Raw genomic sequence first — 21,090 nt, forward strand, 5'->3', positions numbered from 1 at the left:
GATTCCTGGAACCCGGTCAAGCCAGCGTACGGCAAAGGAGCGCACGTGCTGCTTTCCAAATTCAAATTACAAGGGGAATACGAGGGGAAGGCTTCGTAAGCTAGTAGTGACTTACGTTCTTATGGTTCTAACCGATAGCCCTATGTAAGGGGGTATCGGTGTCATGGTGCGATGTATTTCGCACCCTTGTGGGGTAACCTTTCCAATTACCGACGTAAAAGTAGGAATAACCAACCAACATTTGAACTACTAATGTATCAGTGGACGAAAATACGGTATGGTTTGTAAGCTTCCTTGGATGGATGGACTATCCGATAATTCGTATCATGGCTATTAAAGTACGATATGGGCATGAGGGGAGGCGCAGTTCGGAAGAGGTTAGATGATATTGGTCATTGTGCACTGCTTTTTCATTTGCTAGCTTGTTCAAGTTAACATCCTGGTACTATCCGTACAAACGAAGTCCGATCCATAGGATGCCCCCAGAAGCGAACAAATATCCTTCTATTATTAAAGGATGTTTGATAAAAAAGTAGGTCAAAAACGGCTCCTTCCTGTTGAACTAAGAACCAAAAAAAATGAAAAACAACTATTTTATTCTGACGTGTTTTATGATGCTCTTTTTTGCCGGTATTGCTACAGCACAAAAAGGATTTATAAAAATTGGCGATATCGAAGGCGAGGCGGTGGAAGCAACCCATAGGAATTGGATCGTGATAGAAAGCTTTAACCAGACGTTGGAAAAACAGACATCGGCAGGGACCACCAGAAGGAGTGTCGCTCCTACCATGACCAGGGTGGTGTTCACAAAAAAGATAGACAAGTCCACCCCAAAATTGATGGAAAGCTGTGCAAAAGGTCAGGTACATCCCAAAGTAGAGATGGAAATGACCTCCGGCAGTGAACGCGGGGCACCTCAAACCTTTTATATGGTCACCTTGGAAAATGTACTGATTACGGGTGTCAACTCCAGTGGCCTCTGTTCTCCGGATTGTGAAGTGATGGAAGAAGTAGCTTTAAGCTTCACCAAAATCTCCTGGGAACACACCGACAGCAGCGGTCAAAAAGTGGAGGCTAACTATGATTTGGAAAGGGAGCGTTAGCCTGATGCACCCTTGAGTTAGCTTGACGCGCCTTTTGTAGTAACAAAAAATCATTCGTGCGTTGCTTTTTTCAGGTTGAAATCCGGAGGGACTAGAACCTAAGGCTGGAATGCCCTGTGTTTAGGGCTTTCTGGAGGTGTTGAAAATTGTGCTCACCGGATAGGTGACTTTTGTCAAACATATTTTGGATTCAATAAATCAATTCATAAAAAATGAATGAATTGAGCTTTCTTGAAATCAATTGGGTATGCAAAATCTTTACTGGCTTTTGTATTATTAAAAATTATTAGTAATTTTCCTTCATACCGCCCCAATATTTTGAACCTTGCTCTTTACTTCCGTCTAAGGTGGTCCCCCATTTTAATCTTGCCCATTTAATGGGCATATATAGGTATTAACGTAATTGAATTGAAAAATTTAGTTATGCAATCATTTATGGAGATTGAATATTTGTAATACCAAAACGTCCTACATGTTCGCTCTCTTAGATGTAACGCTTAGTATTAGGTTGACCTGGATTTGAGAAGTAAATTGAATATTAACTTGCCTATGAACGACAAGAATGAAAAATCCTATTCAAATACGAGACGCGATTTTCTAAAGAACACTTCTTTAATTTCCCTGATGGGAATGGCGATTCCGGAACTTGTCTTAACATGGGGTTGCACGAGTTACGCAGAAGAATTTACGTATTCAGGTGCCATATCATTGAGTTTAAGTTTGTTTCGGCCAGAAGATTTTTTGTATTTACATTATTCATTTGTAAATGCAAGAAAAGTTGGAAATACAATCAAAAAGCAAAAGAATAATAGACCATTGTTTCTTAGAATTCAAATTCCTTCACAGCACATCGCGGAAGAACTTGTTATTAACCCTGCAAAGATCAATTCTAGAAAATCATCCTTGCTTTCTGGAAGTTCATTTTTGGCTTTTAAAGCAAGGGAATCGAAAAATGGTACTGCGGAAATCCCCATTGACATTAACGAGCTTCTTGATTGGGACAAATATTTTAACCTAATAACTATTGATGATTTTTTCCGGTCGACCGAAAACAATGGTGTAGTTGAAAAGAGAATAGTTAATGATGTATTAGACAAATTCAAAGACAAAGATTTTTTTAATGACATAAGTCATGATAATGCTAATGATGATATTGCTTGGCCAATAACCACATTCGAAATTCCTTACAAAATGATCTTAAGTCCACTAGCTCCTGGATTAAAAAACTTAGGACATATATATAGAGAATTTGGCAAACATACTTTCTTAGATAATATCGAGTCTATATTGCTGGAAAAGAAATATGAACGAGGTATTCGGAAGATAATTAAGCCTTGGGAAAATGAATTATTCTATCAGGGTCTAGATGGTAAATTATCTCCACCAAGATTTAAAGTCATTGGTTACCAATGCAGCGCTGATAAGCTTGAATTACTCCCTTATCCAGACCATCGTAGACAGTTGCATAAGCTTACAATGATGCCTCCGCCGGAACGTGATGTTGTCTCTGAGTATTTTAAAATTTCTTCTCTGGGTGGTTCAACAAAGCTGAGATATAAGAATGATATAATTCCAAATAATATTAACGCAACTATTGTAGAATGGAATCAAACTATAAAATACGCACGAGATAATTATGTCTCGATTACTTTCAGGGCGATAGATGTATTTACTGGCATTAAACTGCTCGTATCAATTGTTGCTGAAAGAAAATTTACTAACGGTAAATCTTATCTACTACGGCGGTATTATATCTCCTATTTAGAAAAGGAAAAAACCTATGAACAACCAATGCATATTGGTAGAATGGTTTTTAAGCAAATTATCCCCAAAACGGAAGGCCATTATTTTACTCCTAAACAAGGCGAGTCAAAAGAAAACTGGTATTATGTGCAGAAGGAAGATTTTAACTATTCATGTAAGATTAATGGTGAACATATTAGGGAAAACGATCTAGAATTTGAGTATATAGGGATTGACAAAAACAATCGATCACATCGGTTCAAATCCAAGATAATTTTCATACCAGCTGAATCGTATGAAATTGTTGCAGATTGCGGAACATATATTTCTAAGGTGAATGGAGTTCAATGTACCTATACTAGTACCCAGGAGAACATTCCAATTAGCATTTTACACATTGGAGGGTTGGACCCAAGGAATTATGTAAAAACTGATTGTAATGAAACTGAAAATGAAGCACAAACACTTGAAGATTGCGAATTTAGTGAGGCAAAGAGGCAAGTATATAAATACACGCTACGTAAGATATTCAATGATGAAAACAAAATATGTTCAATTATAAATCAAATTGCACAAGAAATTGACAACAAGTCATTATTTGATCATTTCAGTATTACAATTAACAATGAATTCACTTATGCTAATATTGAAAATATCCGATTTAAATCAACAAATGAAGAAATAGCACTACAAGAATTTCGGTCATCTGACAGTTTCAAGGTATTACCTGAATCAGAAAACTCAACCTTTTTCACTGATTCGATTTTTCTCTTTTCCACCTATTGCAATTCATTTGTTACCGACACCCCGCTTACCCCATTTCTTCACTCTGCCAAACTTAAAATTTCTCAAATAGATCAGATTGAAGGTCAGAGCAAGTTAAGAGATGTCACACTGGCGGATGACTTCTTTAATCTAAATCTAGACAGAACGGAAGATTTTCCCTCATTTGATAAAGATTTCAGTAAAGATAATATAGACGAAGAACCTGAAATTGTTGATACTCGCAATCCAACGAGGCTTTTATTCAAACTTATCGATGTTGACAAAAAACTGTTTAATAATAGTGTAACTGAAGTTAATACTCCAAACCTTATAACACCAAGTCCTCTTTCTGGTTTTTTCGGTGAGAATTACAGAAGAGCTGGTGCAATGAGCAATCTGGGAATAACTATTGCACATATATCGGTATTAGAAAAAGGAATCGTTTACAATCCAACCCATAATCAGATTCTGAGAAGCACTATTAGCGATGATGAAAATATTACTACTCAGAAAACTTCAAATGTAAGTGTCAATCTTTCTACGGACTCTTTGTTTCCAGGAGTCGACGCTGAGATTTTGGGAATTCCCTTATTAAAAATTGTTGAAGGGAGTTTACCTATTGACGAGATTCCTGAGTTCAATTTTATCAAGGAAATTAGAAAATCATTTCTGGAAATTGAAAAAATTGTTGTTGAGTTAAAGGACACCTATAGGAAATGGAAGTCCAGGTATGATGATCGCAAAGAAACACTAGTCAAAGAAAAGGAACAACTTGTTAAGGTTAAAACGAGATTAAAAGAATTAGAAACAGGGCTTGAAGATGAAATAAGAACCTTTTTAACTTTTTTACAGAATATAGCTGAGCAATATATACTCCGTGAAAGCTACACTATTAAGCTATCAGTTGATTACGATGATTTTTTAGAAAACTTATCTAGATTATTTGATTCCATTATTAATCTCTTAGAAGAAGTAGACGATCAATTGAAGATTGGATTGGACATTCTAATAAATTCGATTCATAGTTTAATTTTCTTCACATCCCAGGATCAAAAATTAGATGAAATACTTGAGAGAACTAATCTCAATTTCAATAGCATAATTGACACTCTGATTAAGACTGAAAAACTTGATGAAAGGCACCTAGCAGAGCTTGTAAAGATTGGGATGCTTAAACAATTTCTAAGTAAGGAAAGTAAATCGCAATCCGACGCATTAAATACTGCAGCAAATTCTATTCAAGTTATCGCGAAAATTAGAAAAATTGGATTGCAAGAAATTGAAAATTATGGTAAGTATTATAGATCGATTGAATCAGCTATTGAAGAAGCCTTACAATTTTCCAAACAATACGTTACGTCTAAAAAAGATGAAACTGGGGATATTGAAAGGAAGATAAAGTATTACTCAGAGGAATTGTGGAGTAGTCTAAAATCAACTTTTAAAGAATTTTTAAAGAAATATAAATATCCGAGTCAATTAGTCAAGGAGAAAATACAAGCCTTATATCCTATCCTAACTCATTATGATCAAATAAGAGGAATTTACGATAATATAAAAGAAGGGCATTATCGTAACATGATTGAAGAATTAAAAACTCTTACAAATGACAAGAATTTGCAATGGGGGTTTGACTCACTATCCTTCGAAAAGAGCTTAATATGTTTGTCTTCTGTACGACTTGATGAGTTGCACTATAGCAAATCAGATAATATCACAAATTTTATTGAGAACCTTAGAAGTAAGATCTATAAACTTCAAAAAATAGAGGACTCAGATAATTGTAATTTTTTGAATGATTTTGATCGTCCTCTCAAGCATTATCAAAATTTTGTTGCCGATTACCAGGAAATTATAGAGGAACATCTTTCTGACATTACAATTGAAAAGATTTTCTCAGAGGAGATTCATAAACTAAAAAAGTCCGTCAGGGAGCTAGAAGATTCAATAAAGAAAAAGGAGTACGAACTGAAAACTTATGCCGATGGATTCATTGCAGAATTGGATGCGATATTAAAGGAAGAAATAGACGAACTAAAGAGAAATCCTGACTTAGTAAGTGCTAAGCGGAAAATAGAAGAAATCTACAGAATAAAAGAAAAATTAAAAGAGGTATCAAAACAAAGCCTACAGCATCAGTTTAAAACTAACAAATTCAAAAACGCTGATTTGGCTGGGGGTATATCCTTCAAGGCCAATCGAAATACAAGTTTCACGGTAGATGTTAATTATGAAATTGAATTTGATGTTACTCAACTGGACAGAGCTCCAACTATTTCGCGGCAAACTTTTAAGACTGAAAGTGCCTTAATAGAATTCAAGATTGGTTTTTTAAACTTGATAAGTATTGATTTTGAAAAGGTATCCTTCATAAATGGCTCCGAGGTTAAGGATGACTTTCAGGTTAAGATAAGAGATGTTGAATTTGATGGATTGTTGCGATTTGTTGATGGATTCAAAAAATATCTCAAAAATCTTGATCGAAATTTAGTTTTCGATATAACTAGTGACTATGCAAATATAGGATACAATTTTCCAATTGGTAGTTTTCAGCTTGGCGCATTCAATTTCTACAACCTCAATCTTTCTGCCTTCATAACATTGCCATTTGATCCAAATAAATCGCTGCAACTAAAATTTGGTTTTGGATCTCCTTATAGCAAATTCGCCATAACCTACCTCATCTTCGGAGGCCAGGGATATTTTTTGATTATAGCTGAACCGAAGAGAGGAATCGTTGGGCTGGAAATCGTACTTGAATTCGGGGCGATATTTTACCTTGACCTTCCAGGGGGTATTGCCAGAGGTGAAGCATATCTAGTTGGTGGCATCTATATTAAAAAATATGATGGTGCTTATGATATAAGAGGATATATATTGTGTGTTGGCCGCTTAAACATTATTAGCCTGTTTTCAGCTTCAGTCACATTCTACCTTGGACTTAGAAGTTATAATGGTGGTTTGAAAGGTACTTGTCTTGTTCGAGTTAAAAAACGTTTTTCCAAATGGTTCAAAATAGTAGTAGCCATTAAGATGGAAAAGACTATTAGTAATCCTAATTCGGGTCAACCAACAGCGTTAAACTTAAAAAACTCCAATAATGACATCGTTATTATTGATTCAAATATTTTGAATGAGAATTATGAAACTTTGGATAATCTGTCATCAGCTAATCTTACAATTAAAACACCTAAAAAAGGAAGTTTTGAATTACAGTTAGTAACTGAAGATTCCATTTACTCAATAAGAGGTGTCAAACATAATACCAAGGTTTCCAGGGATACTATTATTAGTTTTGATTTCGAATCCTTGAAATCAAAATCAATAAATCTAGACAAAAGTGAAATCGAGTTAAGATTGCTTCATTCAAAGGAAAATGACTTAGAAGTGGATATTTATGAATTCAACAGAAAGTTAAATTATAATAAGCCAAATTGTTGCACTGATATGCAATCAAACTGCGGGTTTGAGACTAGTGAAAAGGAAAATGACCTTAATTATATTTCCGCTTATTATGCTTAATAATAATCGATCAGATGGATGAACTAGAAGAAATATTGTATGTGCATGATTCAACAAAGGATGATGGAAAACTCTGTGATCGATTTAGTATTGCCGTTTACCCCCATGGAATTATTAACAGTGATGGGCAAGTTTATGCTTTGTTCAAAGCCGTAATTACCAGTATCCCACTATTAAATGAAAAGAAAAATAATAAGGAAATAAAAAACGACATTGTTAATTCCATTAATTATATAAATAGACTAAAATTTTCTTACAATAAAGATTCAATAAAATCAAATTTACTGCTTGAAATAAAGAATGCTGAAAACTGTAATGATTTAAGGGGGTTAGAACCAATTTCATTTTTATACCCTAACGGTTCGGAAGGTAGAAGTTTTAATTTTGGGGGAGATAAAGAAGGTAATAAAATTCTAAAAATTGTGGATGACTGCTTTATCCAAAGGGATAAAGCGTCAATAAACAATAAAGCTGCACAAAAAAAAATCAACTTCGTTCAGTTAAAAACGACTCAATTCGGAATGAACTTAACCCAGGGCGTTTCTAATAAAGCAGCATCCAAAAGCAATAATAAATCGATTATACGGCAGACTCTTGATAAATCATCTGACTTTGCCGTAGAGATTGGAGATAATAAATACTCACTGAGAAATCAAGGTGTTTTTAATTCAAATTTTACAGCCCTTTATTCAGAATTACTTGATAATCATTTTATTGCTGAACATTATTATGGTTTAATAAGAGCATTTAGAATACCTATTAATGTATTTATGACTGAAAATAGTTCTTATCAAAACTTATACTACGATATAGCAATAAGTCAAATTAATAATAATGAAAGCAATTCTAATAATTTGCAGATTTCCCTTCTTTCGGATATAAAACCATTCAGGTTAAGAAAATCTACTAATAAATACTATAATGGCTTAAGAGATTATGTAATACATGAGAATAGCGTTTTATTCAAGGAAAATTGGTACAAGCCAGCTAATGGCCAAGATAGTGCCATATCAGTATCTTTCAATGATCCATATCATTCAGAATTAGATGAGGACACTAATAATGATACTACATTAAGTCGTGATGGAATTTATGTGTTAGTAACATATCAAACAAAAGATAACAAAATCCTTGATCCAATTGGAGAATGCAAATGGGTTTCCGGCTTTAATGTTGTTTCTTTTGGTAAATCTCTAAGCCTTCATAAAATAGAGTATCAAATGAAGGACAATGAAAAAAGCTATTTCGAAAACTACACGTCGGGTAGAATGATTAGTGAGTCCGATATAATTATTGATCAAGAAACCGCTGTAAGAAGCAACATACTATTCGCCTTTAAAGGTGAGAATTTGATTGCAAATCGAAAACCAAAACAAATTGAAAATTCGGAAAATGAACATAACAACAAATTAGATTTAGTATCTCAATCCCAAATAGAAGACGAAATTATTTGCAAACAATTTGAGAAAAAGATTAGTTTCATTAAAGGAGGGAACAAGCCATTATTAATAAATTATCCACAAAGATTTTATTTAAGAACAACGACTCCAGCTGGATACTATCTAGAGACAGAACAGGAACTGGAATTGGATGTTGATAAAGGGTTAAAATCGAGTGCCACCGTTTCAAATTATTGGGAGTTTAATGATTTGCTTAGCAACGACCATATGAGCAATCCTAACGGTTTTAGGGAGATTCCAGGTCCATTTGTTGATACAGCTTTTCCCGCGCCCGATACGAATTCTCTAATCGTAATTGGAAATGAAGATTATCGAGATAGTAAAAAAAATGAAAATATGGATGGGCCAACCCATATGGTTTTAGATGGCACCAAAAATGAAAAAGCTGAGATTAGATATATATACCCTCCTTATATATCTTTTTTTAACTTTAGAGTTCTGGGAAATTTGACAAAGGATAAGTTAAAAAAGAAAAATAATGAGATTCTTACCATTTCCAAGTTTGTTGACCGGTGGCTAGAACTAGAACGTAGGTCCAAATTAGACCCGAAAAAAATACAAGATAGAAATCTAAGAATTGGATATTTGGCTGATTTGAGGAGTGATTTTATTTTTATTTCACCCTTTGATCTCAAAACCGCCAATTGCTTTGCAAAACACAACTTAATCGATATTTTCTATTCTGGAAATAAAAGTGGTTTCAATTTAAAAGAAAATTACCCATTTTATAATTCCGCAAAGGGAACTAAATTAGAATTACGAAAAAGAAGGAATAAGGTAGAATTGATATATAATGGAAATGTACTTTTACCTGAAATAGAAGCCGGCAGTTTTAGATTTAATTGGCGAGCAAATAATTCTAAAGCTAATTTGGAATTGAGATTTTCAAATGTGGATTATCCAAGAATACCTCAACAAAATGAAATATTTCCAGTATACAGATCTACTAAACATAGCTACTTTTGGTCCCTTGATTTTAATGTGACGGAACAAGATCCCGCCAGGAAATCTTTAAAATACATCGAAGAAACAGATGTGCTAAGATTATTCCAAAATGATTTAGAAAAATCTTATAGGAAATACTTAAAAACGATTATTGAGCATCCCAAGCCTTTATTGGATAATGAATTTCCTTATGACATGTTTTTATGGAAAGAAGGGAACATAGAGACGAAAACTGACTTACGAACTAATATTTATCATCAAACAATTGCAATAGATATAAGTCTACAACCTATAACTCTAAACAAGATTGACCAGTCAATTTTGGCTGTTAAATTATCGGATGAAGACTCAATCGAACTCTCGTCTAAGGACAATAAATTTATTTGGAGATTAAAAGATAAATCGGATGTATTATTTCAAAGTGAGGAACCTTCTTTCCAAATAACTTCTGTATTTGATCCGTATAAATTAGAGTACTGTCTAAAAATAAATGAATTGGATGTAATTGAGCTTAATAAGAGCCCTTATCAGGATTTTTGTTACGATAATATTATTGTAAATGACAAGCTGAAAGTACATACAGATGCTGCAATCCCCGAAGAGGTTAATGGTATTGCTTATTACTCAGAGATGATATCTTTAAATGATGCCATCTTAAAACTGAACTTTACGAATAATAGGGCCTTGATAGCTAGAGAGGTACATCCTTATTACAGAAAAAAGAGAATCAAACTATTTTCATCTTCTATTTTCCAGCCGTTTTTTCAGGACAAAACAGAAATCGAAATAGGGCGTTTTGCAAAACAACCTTTTGAAATAGAAATTCCAAATAACGTAAAGCCAGAACCACCTATTTTTGATGCCGATGTTCTTTTTATGAAAGACATGGATTTATTATGGAGAAATGATGAGTCAAGTAAAATCAAGGAAATAAGTAATCAACAATTATTGAGGATTACATTGAGCCAAGATTTTATGAAAGAAGGGCCTAATTTACTAGGATTAGTTCTTGATAAATCTCCTCAATACGGGTCAGTCAAAGGAGAGGATTTCTCAACTTTAGGTGAAGATATTACTAAACTGTCCTCAGAGAATTGGCAGAAAAATGAAATAGAAGAATACCTGAACTTAGGAAAAACTCCAGGTATCCCTTTGATTCCAGAGATTAAAAAATATTTAGAGTTTGAAGAAGATGCAAAATTTAGTCGAAAGAATATTATCAATTCAGATGAACTCAAACTAATTGATTCTTACCTGATTGATGGAAGTATTTACAAGGTTCTTCATCTTAACCCTTATTATAATGCTAATGACGGAAAGTGGCAAATTATACTAGCCTTTAAAAACATAGGCAGAATAGAAACATTTTTTGCGAGATTAATTCTAACAAAGGTTGCTAAGGGACATGGCTTAAAAAGAGAAAATAACCTCTTGGTGGATTCTACTGATACCAACCTATCACAGTTCACTAAACCCGCATTTATTCCCATTTATAGTATAAAATCATTCAAAATAGAGAACCTTAAGGATAATAAAATTTCAATTCAGATAAATCCAGAAAGGGCTTTTGATAAATCGGTCTATCAAAACAAGTTATATGTATTAATGGGTTCAAAGTTCAAAAGAAGAAAATCCGTTTTCAATATAAGGGAAATAGGTCATCCAGAACTCAATGATTTTGTGAATTTGTTGACTTTTCCGGTCATAGATGGTCAAACTCCAAACAAAGTAATTGCATATAAACCGTCTCCCTCACCGGATTTTAAAATAATATTATCGGATAAAGGTATCAAGAAACTGTTCATTTTTGAATTTGAATTACATGACAATTCAAAAAAGGAACTACTAGAAATGAAGATTGGTACTGCAAAGTATTTGAATTTCAACCCCTTATTTGGGACTTCTGAGGGAAAAGAAGGTTTAAGATTAATTAATTATGTTCAATTTAAATTATAAATATCATGAGAGAGTATTTATTTTTATTGCTAATAATGTGCGGGTTATTTGTGTCATGCAAGGAGAAGAGTAAAACCACAAATGACCCTGATCCTAATAAGAAAAACTGGTACGTGTATAAGCAAAAAAATAGGCCTATATGCCCAAATCCTATTTGGGGTCCAGACATTCAAAACCCTCAAAACTATGATTTGATTTGCGGGCCTTTGACTAAGAAAGAGGCAGATGAGTGTTGGGAGAAGAATTGTAATGTGGACAAAATTGTTTTGTCGGAGTGGGACCCGCAAGAAGATTTTTATGCTGTCCATATAGATAATGATTGTGAACTTACAAGTTCAAAAGATTGCGCTAGAGTTAAAATTGTTTTGAACAACCATTCCTCTCTTGATACGGTTTGTGATAATTATACTACTCTTAAGGTTATAGATTTAAATAAGTATTATACGCCAGATGACCCAATTAAGTTCTGTGGAGAAGAACAGGATTTATCAAAATACAAAGTAAGATAGTTAGCCAGTCTCCAATTATTAGAAGAGGAAATAATAACAATGTCTTTTGGAAAATAGATTTTGGAACAAATAAATTTTCAATTATTTTTTAAGAACGAAGAGGCATCAATACTAAGAGGATTAATCAAATAAAAAATTAGACTATCGCACTTTTAATTAAAATAAGATTTAGGGAAAATGGGGAGGGAAGTATTACTTTTAACGGCAAAACACATAATTGCTTAGGTCAAAAGGGGAGAAATTATCCTAAAGATATAACGATTTACCCCTCAGACAAAAAATTAAAATATTGGAGTAAAGAATTTAACGTTTGGCTTGAATACGCGATTTTGATTTGGGGACAAAAGGGTATCTATATACACTGGGGAGCCGATAATATAGCTTCAAATGGAAACTCAGATTCGGCTGGATGTATTCATTTGGAGAAACCACAAATAGAAGAATTATTCAATTGGTTAAATAGCCGTACAAGAATTACTATTGAACATCCTTGGGAAGGATTTACGTGTACTAGCCACTACTTAACCTGACAGTTGTGTTTAATCTGACACTTGGAAAGAACCTTTAAGCTCATTGTACTCGATGAGCTTTTCTTTTGCTAAAAGTATGGAATCCTCGAAAGTCCGCAAAGGGGTCTTTCCGTAGCAGTGTTTTCCGGTATGTGTCCTTTCGGCATTGTACCAATCGATCCATTGGTCGAGATCTTCCTGTAGTCCTTCTATGGACTTGTAGACCTTCTTTCTAAAGGCGACAAAGAAGAACTCGTTCTGCATGGTTTTATGGAAGCGTTCGCAGATACCATTGGTCTGTGGGCTCTTTGCCCTGGTCTTTGTATGGTCGATGTCCTCAATGGTCAGGTAGAGCTGGTATTCGTGGTGTTCCCGTTTCCCGCAGTATTCGGTTCCCCTATCGGTCAATATGCGCAGCAAGGGAAGCTCTTTTTGTTGGAAGAAGGGGATTACCCTGTCATTGAGCAGGTCGGCCGCCGTGATGGCATTCTTTCTGTCATAGAGCTTTACAAAAGCCACTTTGCAATAGGTATCGATAAAGGTCTGGGCATAAATGCGGCCGATTCCTTTGACGGAACCTACGTAGTAGGTGTCCTGTGAGCCTAGGTAACCGGGATGGTGCGTTTCTATCTCCCCATGGGCCTGTTTCTCCTCTTTGGCACGTTCCAAGGCCTGTAACTGGGCCTCGGTAAGAACAAAGCCGTCCTGTGCGGATTTGGCCTCCAAGGCCTTCAAACGTTTTTTAAAGGTCTCCAGATCATGGCGCAACCAAACGCTCCGCACACCACCAGGGGATATGAAAGTTCCCCGTTTCTTCAGTTCATTGGACACCCGTAACTGTCCATAGGCAGGGAGTTCAATGGCCATCTCCACGACGGCCCTTTCAATTTCTTCTCCGATACGGTTCTTTAAAATGGGCTTCTTCCTTGAAATTTCTTGGAGAGCTAGCTCTCCACCCTGTTCATAAAGTTCCTTGAACCTATAAAAACTATCACGGCTATAGCCCATCACCTTACAGGCTTGGGATACATTGCCCAATTGCTTGGCAAGTTCCAATAATCCCAACTTTGGTTTAATGATCTTTTCTGCTGTACTCATCTGACAAATCTAATTTAAGGGTTAAACTAATTTATTGAAATTGTCAGATTAAGTCTTAACTATTACATTTAAACGTAATGAAGGCCGTTACTTTATTCTGAACTTCAAAAATCAAAGCATTCAAAATTCTTAATAGGTTCTTATAGTGTTAAAAATGCCCCGGTTATTAAAATTCTAATGGATTATTAAATGTGTCAAATAAATCAAAAATTGACTTAGCAGATGATTTAGCTAAATAATCGTTTGACTTCATCTTCTCTCAGATTCGGTAAGTACCCTTTTCTGTGAAGAAATCGTAAATAGAACCGCTTCATACGTAGCGATTTTGTTGTCGTAATACTTTCCAACCATTTGATAGGAGTTTCTCTATTTTTTTCAGGTATAAAATGCGCAGTTCTCAAAGCGATTGGACGAGGTATACCCAATGAAACCATTATCAAGACTTCAATTTTTCTTGTTCCTAGTTCAAGCATTGTGGGAAGTCGTAATGTTCTTCCAAACTGCTCTTTTTGGACTTGGGTCATAAGACTGTCTAGTATGTCGGAAAGCAGTTTGAAGTACTTTACCAAGATGTATGTGACGATTACCGAATTAATATTTATTACTCCGTTGATGTGTGAATTAATGACTTTGAGCTTCTCAAGTGATAAAGGCTTTGATAAATCTACCTGGTGGTATTTAAGGTCATTTTCTATTAGTTTAGAAATAGGTAGACTATTTAACCAGGTATTACCAAAATATGCCATTTTTTTTGTTCCCATTCCTACACGTCTCATCGATGCCTCTTTCCAAATGGCAAAAATTTCATCCATTCGCAGCAGTAAACTCTCAAATTGAAAGTAGAAGTTACGTTGCTCATAGGGGAGTTGCTCCGCAGCGATTCGAGTCATTCTTTTGCTAGAATAATTGGGATTACCTCCTTCTTCATCAATTAGCACCCAATTTTTTATTCCATCTTCCTTGATTTCTTTGTAAAGTTTATTTTGCAATAACGGATCGATGGTCGGATTTAATTCAGCAATACTTGAGGGTATCAAAATTTCCTCAAATTGTTTGGACACTTCTGTTATTATTAACTCCGAAATGTTGTCATCTACCTGTTTCTCCAATAAATAAGATCGGAGTGTGTCCTCTCCAATGAGATATTTTTGCTTTAACAACACTCCTGTATATTCTGCTCCTGTGTGCTTTAGCAAACGGGGTTCTCTAACTAGTGTATTAATAATTTCTTCACTTGTTTTATTTAGGGACCTATCTGTCGTAGGCACTACTTCCTTTGTATATTCGGCATCGAAGTAATCAAGTGACCAAGAATTTTCTGGGTCAGTTTCCACACATAAAACCGTTCCAACCATCGAATTCTTGATTCTCCCAGCACGACCAATAAGATTTCCAAACTCAAACGGAGATAACGAAGTAGTGTCTTTGGTAGGCGAAATAAGAAACATACGAGGTGCCGGTAGGTTTACACCTTGTAGAAGTGTTGATGTGCAAAATAGATAATCAATATGCCCTTGTTCAAAAAGGTATTCGATTTCATTCTTTACCATATCGGGAAGTTTGCCATGATGAAAAGCAACTTTGTATTTAAGGCAATAAATTAGATAGTAATTAGGATGAATTTCATCTTTTAGCAATTCAATGAGATCCATAACTGCCGGATGGAGGTTTTGATTGGCCTTACCCTGTTTATTTAATTCTTTAATGAACTCAATTGCATAGCCCTCACAATAGTTAGATTTCGGAGCATAGATTAGATTGCCATCACTTTTGCCAAACCTCATAACGACTGGAGCCAAGAAGAACTTATTGCTACCGGCACCTAAATTGTTTTTTTGTGGAATTTCTATTTCGTAACGTTTATTTCCACTACCCAAGTGAATAAGTACTTTAAAGCCTTTTTTCTGAACTCGTACAGTTAGTCTTAGCTGATAGACAGGGGGCAAATAAGTTGTTACTTCCTCTGCAGTAAGTGATATCAGTTTTTTATAAAGTTCTTTTCCATTTTTAATGAAGGGTCCTGCAAATAAGATCTTAGCTTCGTCCCAAATTTTAGTAAACTCAGCGAGGACATACTCAAATAATACTGCACGATTGTCGTTTGTTTCAACATTCTGAATTTCATCAATGAAAATAAAGTGAGGCTTGAAGCTTCCTTTACGCCCTTGTTGGATTAATTTAAGACATCTTTCGGGTGTTACACAGTAGATTTCCTTTTTACTTTTCGTTGATTGGTTGCTTTCATTCTCTTTGGTTACAGGTTCTTCGACGAATGCTGTTTTCACGGCTATATCCTGTCCGTTGAGCATTTTTCTAAATGTATCGCTTGACTGACTTATTAATGCTTTGGTTGGAACAATGTATAAGACCTTAAACTCTTCATTTTTACCAAAAAGTGTGCCTATAAAATGCTGAATAAAGAACGATTTTCCCGCAGAAGTAGGGGCTGAAATGGCTATATTATTGTGTTCTTGCAAATTATCCCATAGCTTTCGCTGAAAGTCCGTAACAAAATACGACTGATTCTTAATTTCAATGCGATTTATATTCCTTTTTGTTCCGAGTTCAAGGTCTAGTGCACCACCAAAACTCTTCTTGAATTGTTTATCATCGGTTTTTTCTTCGGTAATTTCGAAAACTGTTTCTAAATGTCTGGAGGCAGCAAGGTTTCCTGTTCGTGATAGTATGGTATAAGCTAACTGTGTTCTACTTTCATCGTTTGGAGATTGTAAGTAGGTGAGCTTAGCAAATGTTGCCGCAATAAACTGATGTTTTTCGTTTTCACTATTTGCGCAAATGGTTGCTAACCATGCTGCTTTTCGAAAATCTTCGGGGTTAATTTCCACCTCATGTTCTGGCAGGTTGTATTCTTTGGTAAATTGATTGATTACCAAGCTCCGCAATACGGAGCGCAAAACTGGGTGATATCTTGCTGATTCATAAGTGGAGGCCATCTATGAATCATCTTTATTTTCCTTTTTCCAGGATACGCCATGAATCGCTGTAAATATTGAATGCTTAAATGCATCTACATCATTAAGGGGAATAAGAAAAAAATCTAAATACACCTTGTCTACACCATTATTATCAGCGCAGATTTTTTTGATTGACTTGAAGTTGCGGTCAAGAGATTCTTCGATTAACTTATTAAGCTTAGTATTACCATCTACGTTGTCTGATGCATCTATTCCATCAATCCGCTTATCATCATATAAGATAAGCACTGGATGAACTTGTACGCGGCCTTTGTATTCCACTGTTCCAGGGGTAAAGCAGTCATAGATGTAATCAAGTTCATTCTCGGTAAGATCATTTCTAATCCTATTTCTTGCTATGAAATATTCGTACTCCATGGCGGTAGTATTTTGGTTAGAATGAAATCTTGCTAATGATTTCAGAGCATCTTTCAGTGATTCAGAAAGAGTTTTCCAGGTTTTTGCCTCTCCAATGAGGATTGCAGGTTTATCTTCATAATCTCCTAGAAAGATGCCATCTCCGCCCTTTACCTGATCTTTGGCATTCAAAGGCAATTTAAATACTATAAGAGGTGTTTTTAGAACTGCTTCTGTAATAAGGTACAGCAAGAGTTCACCATACTTTCCATCATAAGTTGGATTTTTGTCTCCAAAATAGCGCATGGCTTCACGGAATGGTTGCCGACCTTTTTCCTCAATTTTTTTAATTTGTTTTGGAGTTAGTACATAGTTTACAATAGAGTCGGCCATGTATTCAATAAGGGCATTAGTTTCATATTTGGTACCTGAAAATTGAAGCGAATATGTTCGAAGTACGAGTTTGTTTTCAGTCTTTACCCGATGCTCTGTTAAGTGTTTTGTAACCCAGGCAGGGTCTACAGAAATCAGTTTTTGCCAGTCTATTGTTGATTTTGGATACATTTTTTAGTTGGCTAGATCCATTCTAATTTTATCGGAAACATCCTTTACTGCCTCAAATACTGCTTTATAATTTTTTTCCCTAAAAAAATAAACTGCTTTAGCTTCATTGTTCAAACGAGCTTCCGATTTACTCATTTGATATACCCGGCCATCAGAATTGATCTTGTGATTACTGGCCTTTGCCATTAGTGCCTTGTATTCCATTAATATTTGCTCTTCTGACCTCTGCACAACCGTGGCTCGATGCAACTTTTGATTACGGATGTTTCGCAATTTTGTAATAACGGAATCATAAAAGACCCCCGGTTTATAATAAAAGTATTTTTCAAATAGGAAATACTTGTAAACTGCTGGAATTTCACTTACATTATTTTTTCCATTTAATCCTGATGTCGTAGCCCAAGTATGAGTCACAAGTTCGTTAACCAACTTATCAAAATCCATCTTTTGCGCGAGGTAGTAATTAACTAATTCTTCCAGTTGAAACGCAGCAGTAAGACAGTATTCTGTGAAACGCTCTTCATCAGACATGGTCAACCTAATGCGAGCAGCTTCCATTCTTTTATAGTCAAGCTCAAGTTGGGCTCTAACTCCTTTGTGAGAAATGAAGGAGTAGTCGATGAAATTAGAAGAAAATAAGCGAAGGTAGGTTTGTTTATATTTAAGATAAATAGAATCACTTTTTCCCCGAACCATTCCTAAGTATTCAATTTGTCCTTTAAGACTACTCCTAAAATCAGGAGGGGTAATTGGTTTGGACCAATGTTTCGCAAATTGCTTTTGAGCAAATTTTTGCCCACCCTTTTGATAATTATGGAAAATGGCTCTTATCTTTCTGATGAAGTCCCTATTGATGTTAACCTTTTTATTTACTACCAGGCCTGTTACTTCCTGACGTTGCCTCCGATCCTGTATTCGTGTTTTTGCCTCATTCAGTAGAAAACCTTCATTTTCAATTTGGTAATTCAATTCTTTGATAAACTCATCGTTAAAAATTGCATTGTTTGATGAAAAAGTGATGTCATCTGCGTACCTACTATACCGTGCTTTTGAGGTTTTGGCAAGCTGGAACAACTTCCTGTCAAGTCGTTGACAAACAATGTTAGTCAATAATGGAGAGGTCGGTGCGCCTTGAGGTAGCACCCCGTTATTGCAACACAAGTTGGAAATTAAGAAAGCAACCTTTTCTTTTTTTCCTGTTAGGTTAAAAGGTGGTAGTTCTAGTACAGCTTTTACCCTCCTGAACTTTATACTACTAAAAAAGTCTTGTAAGTCAACATTCAATACTTCCTGTTTGCCCGCATGAATGCCCGCATTTGTAACAACATTTCTTCCCAAAAGAAACCCATGGGCGGTGTGATGAGGTTTAAATATCAAATGCAAAAGCTGATTAATACACTGCTGAAGCAACTTTAATTGGTAAACAGGAGCATTTATTCGCCTCGTGCTTCCGTTTTTTTTTGGGATATCAAAAGTGTAGTATCTCTTTTGAGCGTGAAAAGCGTAGTAGTTAATTGAACCAACTCTGAATAGCTTTTTTTCTCCTTCAGGAAAGTAAAGCTTGTAAATCTCATTTAGCACTTCAACAAAATCATGAATTCCACTAATAGAATTGAATTGCTTTAAGATATTTTCGGATTTGATATCTATTGGTTCCATAAATAAAAAATGAGCGCCTGTAAATATTCACTCATGAATGCCGAACCGCTTATTGACAAAATATCTCAATATTTAATGTCGTATCAAATTAGGAGTGTAAATTTCAATTATCAAAATAGCTTTAATATATAAAAATAATTGCCTAAATATTTGATGGTTAACGGCAAAGGCATCTTGCACTGACTTTATTATAAAGCGTTGCGAAAGCACAACGTAGATTCAATATTCTAAACAGACGCTCAAAGAACTTTATCTTTTGTCAGCAATATCGCACAATTTTCACATATCTTCCAAAACTTTATCTTCAATAGTAGCTATGGTAGCTGTACTGATGTTGCAAACAGAATAGATTTATCTTTTAAGCGCAATATGGGATAAGAATTACAAGCTCTGAGCTATAATGGTTTCTGCTTTAAATCACAATTTTTAATAAAGAGAATGCCGTAATTTGTGTAGGCTGTAAAGATATAATTGGTAGATTATCTTAACTTAATTAACTGATAAAGCCTTGTGATAAAGTTGACGAGCAATTTTGATAGTGAACTACTTAAATACTAGTTTTTGTATCAAGATTTTTTTTAGGTTGAGCCAACACCTTTTTCAAAATAGCCATATCCTCACTCACCTTCTTATCAATAATTTTTGCATAGTGCTGGGTGGTTCTGAGATTTTTATGTCCGAGCATTTGTCCTACAGTTTCAATAGGCACGCCATTGGTACGATTCTAAACCGCTACAGTTTCCCCAACCGATGGATCACCTCCCCCAACAACACCGATTTAAGTTTGTCCACCCCGATCACCGCTCCCGCTGCCGACCGCCGAAACCGAAACCATATGGGTCGGTTGGTAGCGTAAAAGACATCCTTTTCCAAGGGTACTATCAGATAGGGCTTCCAGCCCCAGCTATTGGTCAATAGTAAGCCGTTATTTTGTTGGGTCAACTGCAACCCAAAATCGTTGGTGCTGGAGGTATACGCCCCAACGTACTCGGCTAATGGGAGCTCAATGGGTTGTAATCGCTGGTGCGAAATGACCTGGCGTTGGTTCAAATCGTAGCGGTCGCCCTGCTGCAACAAATAAAAACGTTCCGAATCGGAGGGTAAGGGGACGATTTCATCATTGGAACGTACATAGTCAGTACCATCATAAATGGCCACATAGCTGCTGCCTACTACCTCCCCTACGCCTTTATGGATAATTAGGGCCGTACCCTCATCAATACCCAGACCCAGATAGTGTCGGTTCTTTTGAAAGAAATCGGTATGGTCGAACTGTTTGTTTTTTCTGAGAAAGTGGTTCATGATCACCGTATTTTTTAGGAACTCAAAACCCGGATGCAAACTATCCTTCCCCGTAAAATAGCTGGCCTGGCAACCGGATCCGGCGGAGACCCCGGCGACCAGTCCCCCACGCTGAAGAATTGCTTCGAGCGCCTCCTGTACTGCGGTGTTTTTGTAGGCATCCACGATATGGGCGGTTTTTCCACCCAAAAAGAATACGGCCTTCGTTTCCTCAAGCGGTTGCACAAAAGCGGGTGTATTGGCTACTGCCCTACTTCGGGTATGCAGCATTTGAACGGAATCGATGCCCAGTTTTCTAAAGCGCTCCCGTACCTTCCGAAAATGGGTGTCCCGCTGAATGGCCTTATCGGAATAGGCCGTGGGAATCACCACCAAGGGCCGTTCCGCCGAGCAAAAGCGGTTGATAAATGCCGCCTGCTGTTCCGAGATACCCCCACCCATGAGCATTACATAGCCTTGATCGTATTTGGAGGCGATAGTAGGGTCGCTTTCCTGCGACTGGACAGGGCTCCCCGCGAGAAAAAGCCATAGGCCCAATAGAAAGGATTGTGTTTTCATGAGCTGTGGAAGTTACATTTTTTGGTCCAATTCGACCTTTCTTTATGGGGCAAGCCTGGTCTCGG

The 21,090-nt window shown here is 35.9% G+C and carries 10 protein-coding genes; 5 read left to right on the plus strand and 5 right to left on the minus strand.

The annotated features are described in order from the left end of the window. Positions 1–578: 578 nt before the first annotated feature. The 5 genes from FK220_RS02100 (at position 579) to FK220_RS20275 (ending at position 12,533) form a co-directional block, all read left to right on the plus strand. Positions 579–1,103, plus strand: coding sequence for an Hcp family type VI secretion system effector (locus FK220_RS02100; protein ID WP_152572623.1), 525 nt, complete (start codon positions 579–581; stop codon positions 1,101–1,103). A gap of 549 nt (positions 1,104–1,652) precedes the next feature. Next, on the plus strand, positions 1,653–7,133 hold the full coding sequence (locus FK220_RS02105; RefSeq protein WP_152572624.1) for a synaptonemal complex protein 1: 5,481 nt from the start codon (positions 1,653–1,655) through the stop codon (positions 7,131–7,133). 14 nt (positions 7,134–7,147) lie between these two features. Then, positions 7,148–11,494, plus strand: a complete 4,347-nt coding sequence (locus FK220_RS02110) for a hypothetical protein (protein ID WP_152572625.1) — start codon at positions 7,148–7,150, stop codon at positions 11,492–11,494. Positions 11,495–11,499: 5 nt separating this feature from the next. Then, entirely contained in the window at positions 11,500–12,003 is a 504-nt protein-coding gene (locus FK220_RS02115) for a hypothetical protein (protein WP_152572626.1), read from the plus strand. Positions 12,004–12,263: 260 nt separating this feature from the next. Continuing rightward, a complete protein-coding gene (locus FK220_RS20275) occupies positions 12,264–12,533 on the plus strand; it encodes a L,D-transpeptidase (protein WP_394352415.1) in 270 nt (89 codons plus the stop codon). 9 nt (positions 12,534–12,542) lie between these two features. On the opposite strand, the gene FK220_RS02125 is transcribed toward FK220_RS20275, so the two are convergent. From FK220_RS02125 to FK220_RS02145, 5 genes are all read right to left on the minus strand, one after another. Beyond that, on the minus strand, positions 12,543–13,610 hold the full coding sequence (locus FK220_RS02125; RefSeq protein WP_152572627.1) for an IS481 family transposase: 1,068 nt from the start codon (positions 13,608–13,610) through the stop codon (positions 12,543–12,545). A gap of 227 nt (positions 13,611–13,837) precedes the next feature. Then, on the minus strand, positions 13,838–16,564 hold the full coding sequence (locus FK220_RS02130; protein WP_152572628.1) for a DEAD/DEAH box helicase: 2,727 nt from the start codon (positions 16,562–16,564) through the stop codon (positions 13,838–13,840). Then, the gene (locus FK220_RS02135) at positions 16,565–17,506 is read right to left on the minus strand and encodes a HamA C-terminal domain-containing protein (protein WP_152572629.1); all 942 of its coding nucleotides are present in this window, start codon (positions 17,504–17,506) and stop codon (positions 16,565–16,567) included. Between the two features lie 3 nt (positions 17,507–17,509). Continuing rightward, a complete protein-coding gene (locus FK220_RS02140; protein WP_152572630.1) occupies positions 17,510–19,165 on the minus strand; it encodes a reverse transcriptase domain-containing protein in 1,656 nt (551 codons plus the stop codon). 732 nt (positions 19,166–19,897) lie between these two features. Further along, positions 19,898–21,025 (minus strand): cyanophycinase, encoded by a 1,128-nt coding sequence (locus FK220_RS02145; RefSeq protein ID WP_152572632.1) that lies wholly within the window; start codon positions 21,023–21,025, stop codon positions 19,898–19,900. Positions 21,026–21,090: the final 65 nt, after the last annotated feature.

The organism is Pelagihabitans pacificus, assembly GCF_009371985.2.
Taxonomy (GTDB): domain Bacteria; phylum Bacteroidota; class Bacteroidia; order Flavobacteriales; family Flavobacteriaceae; genus Pelagihabitans; species Pelagihabitans pacificus.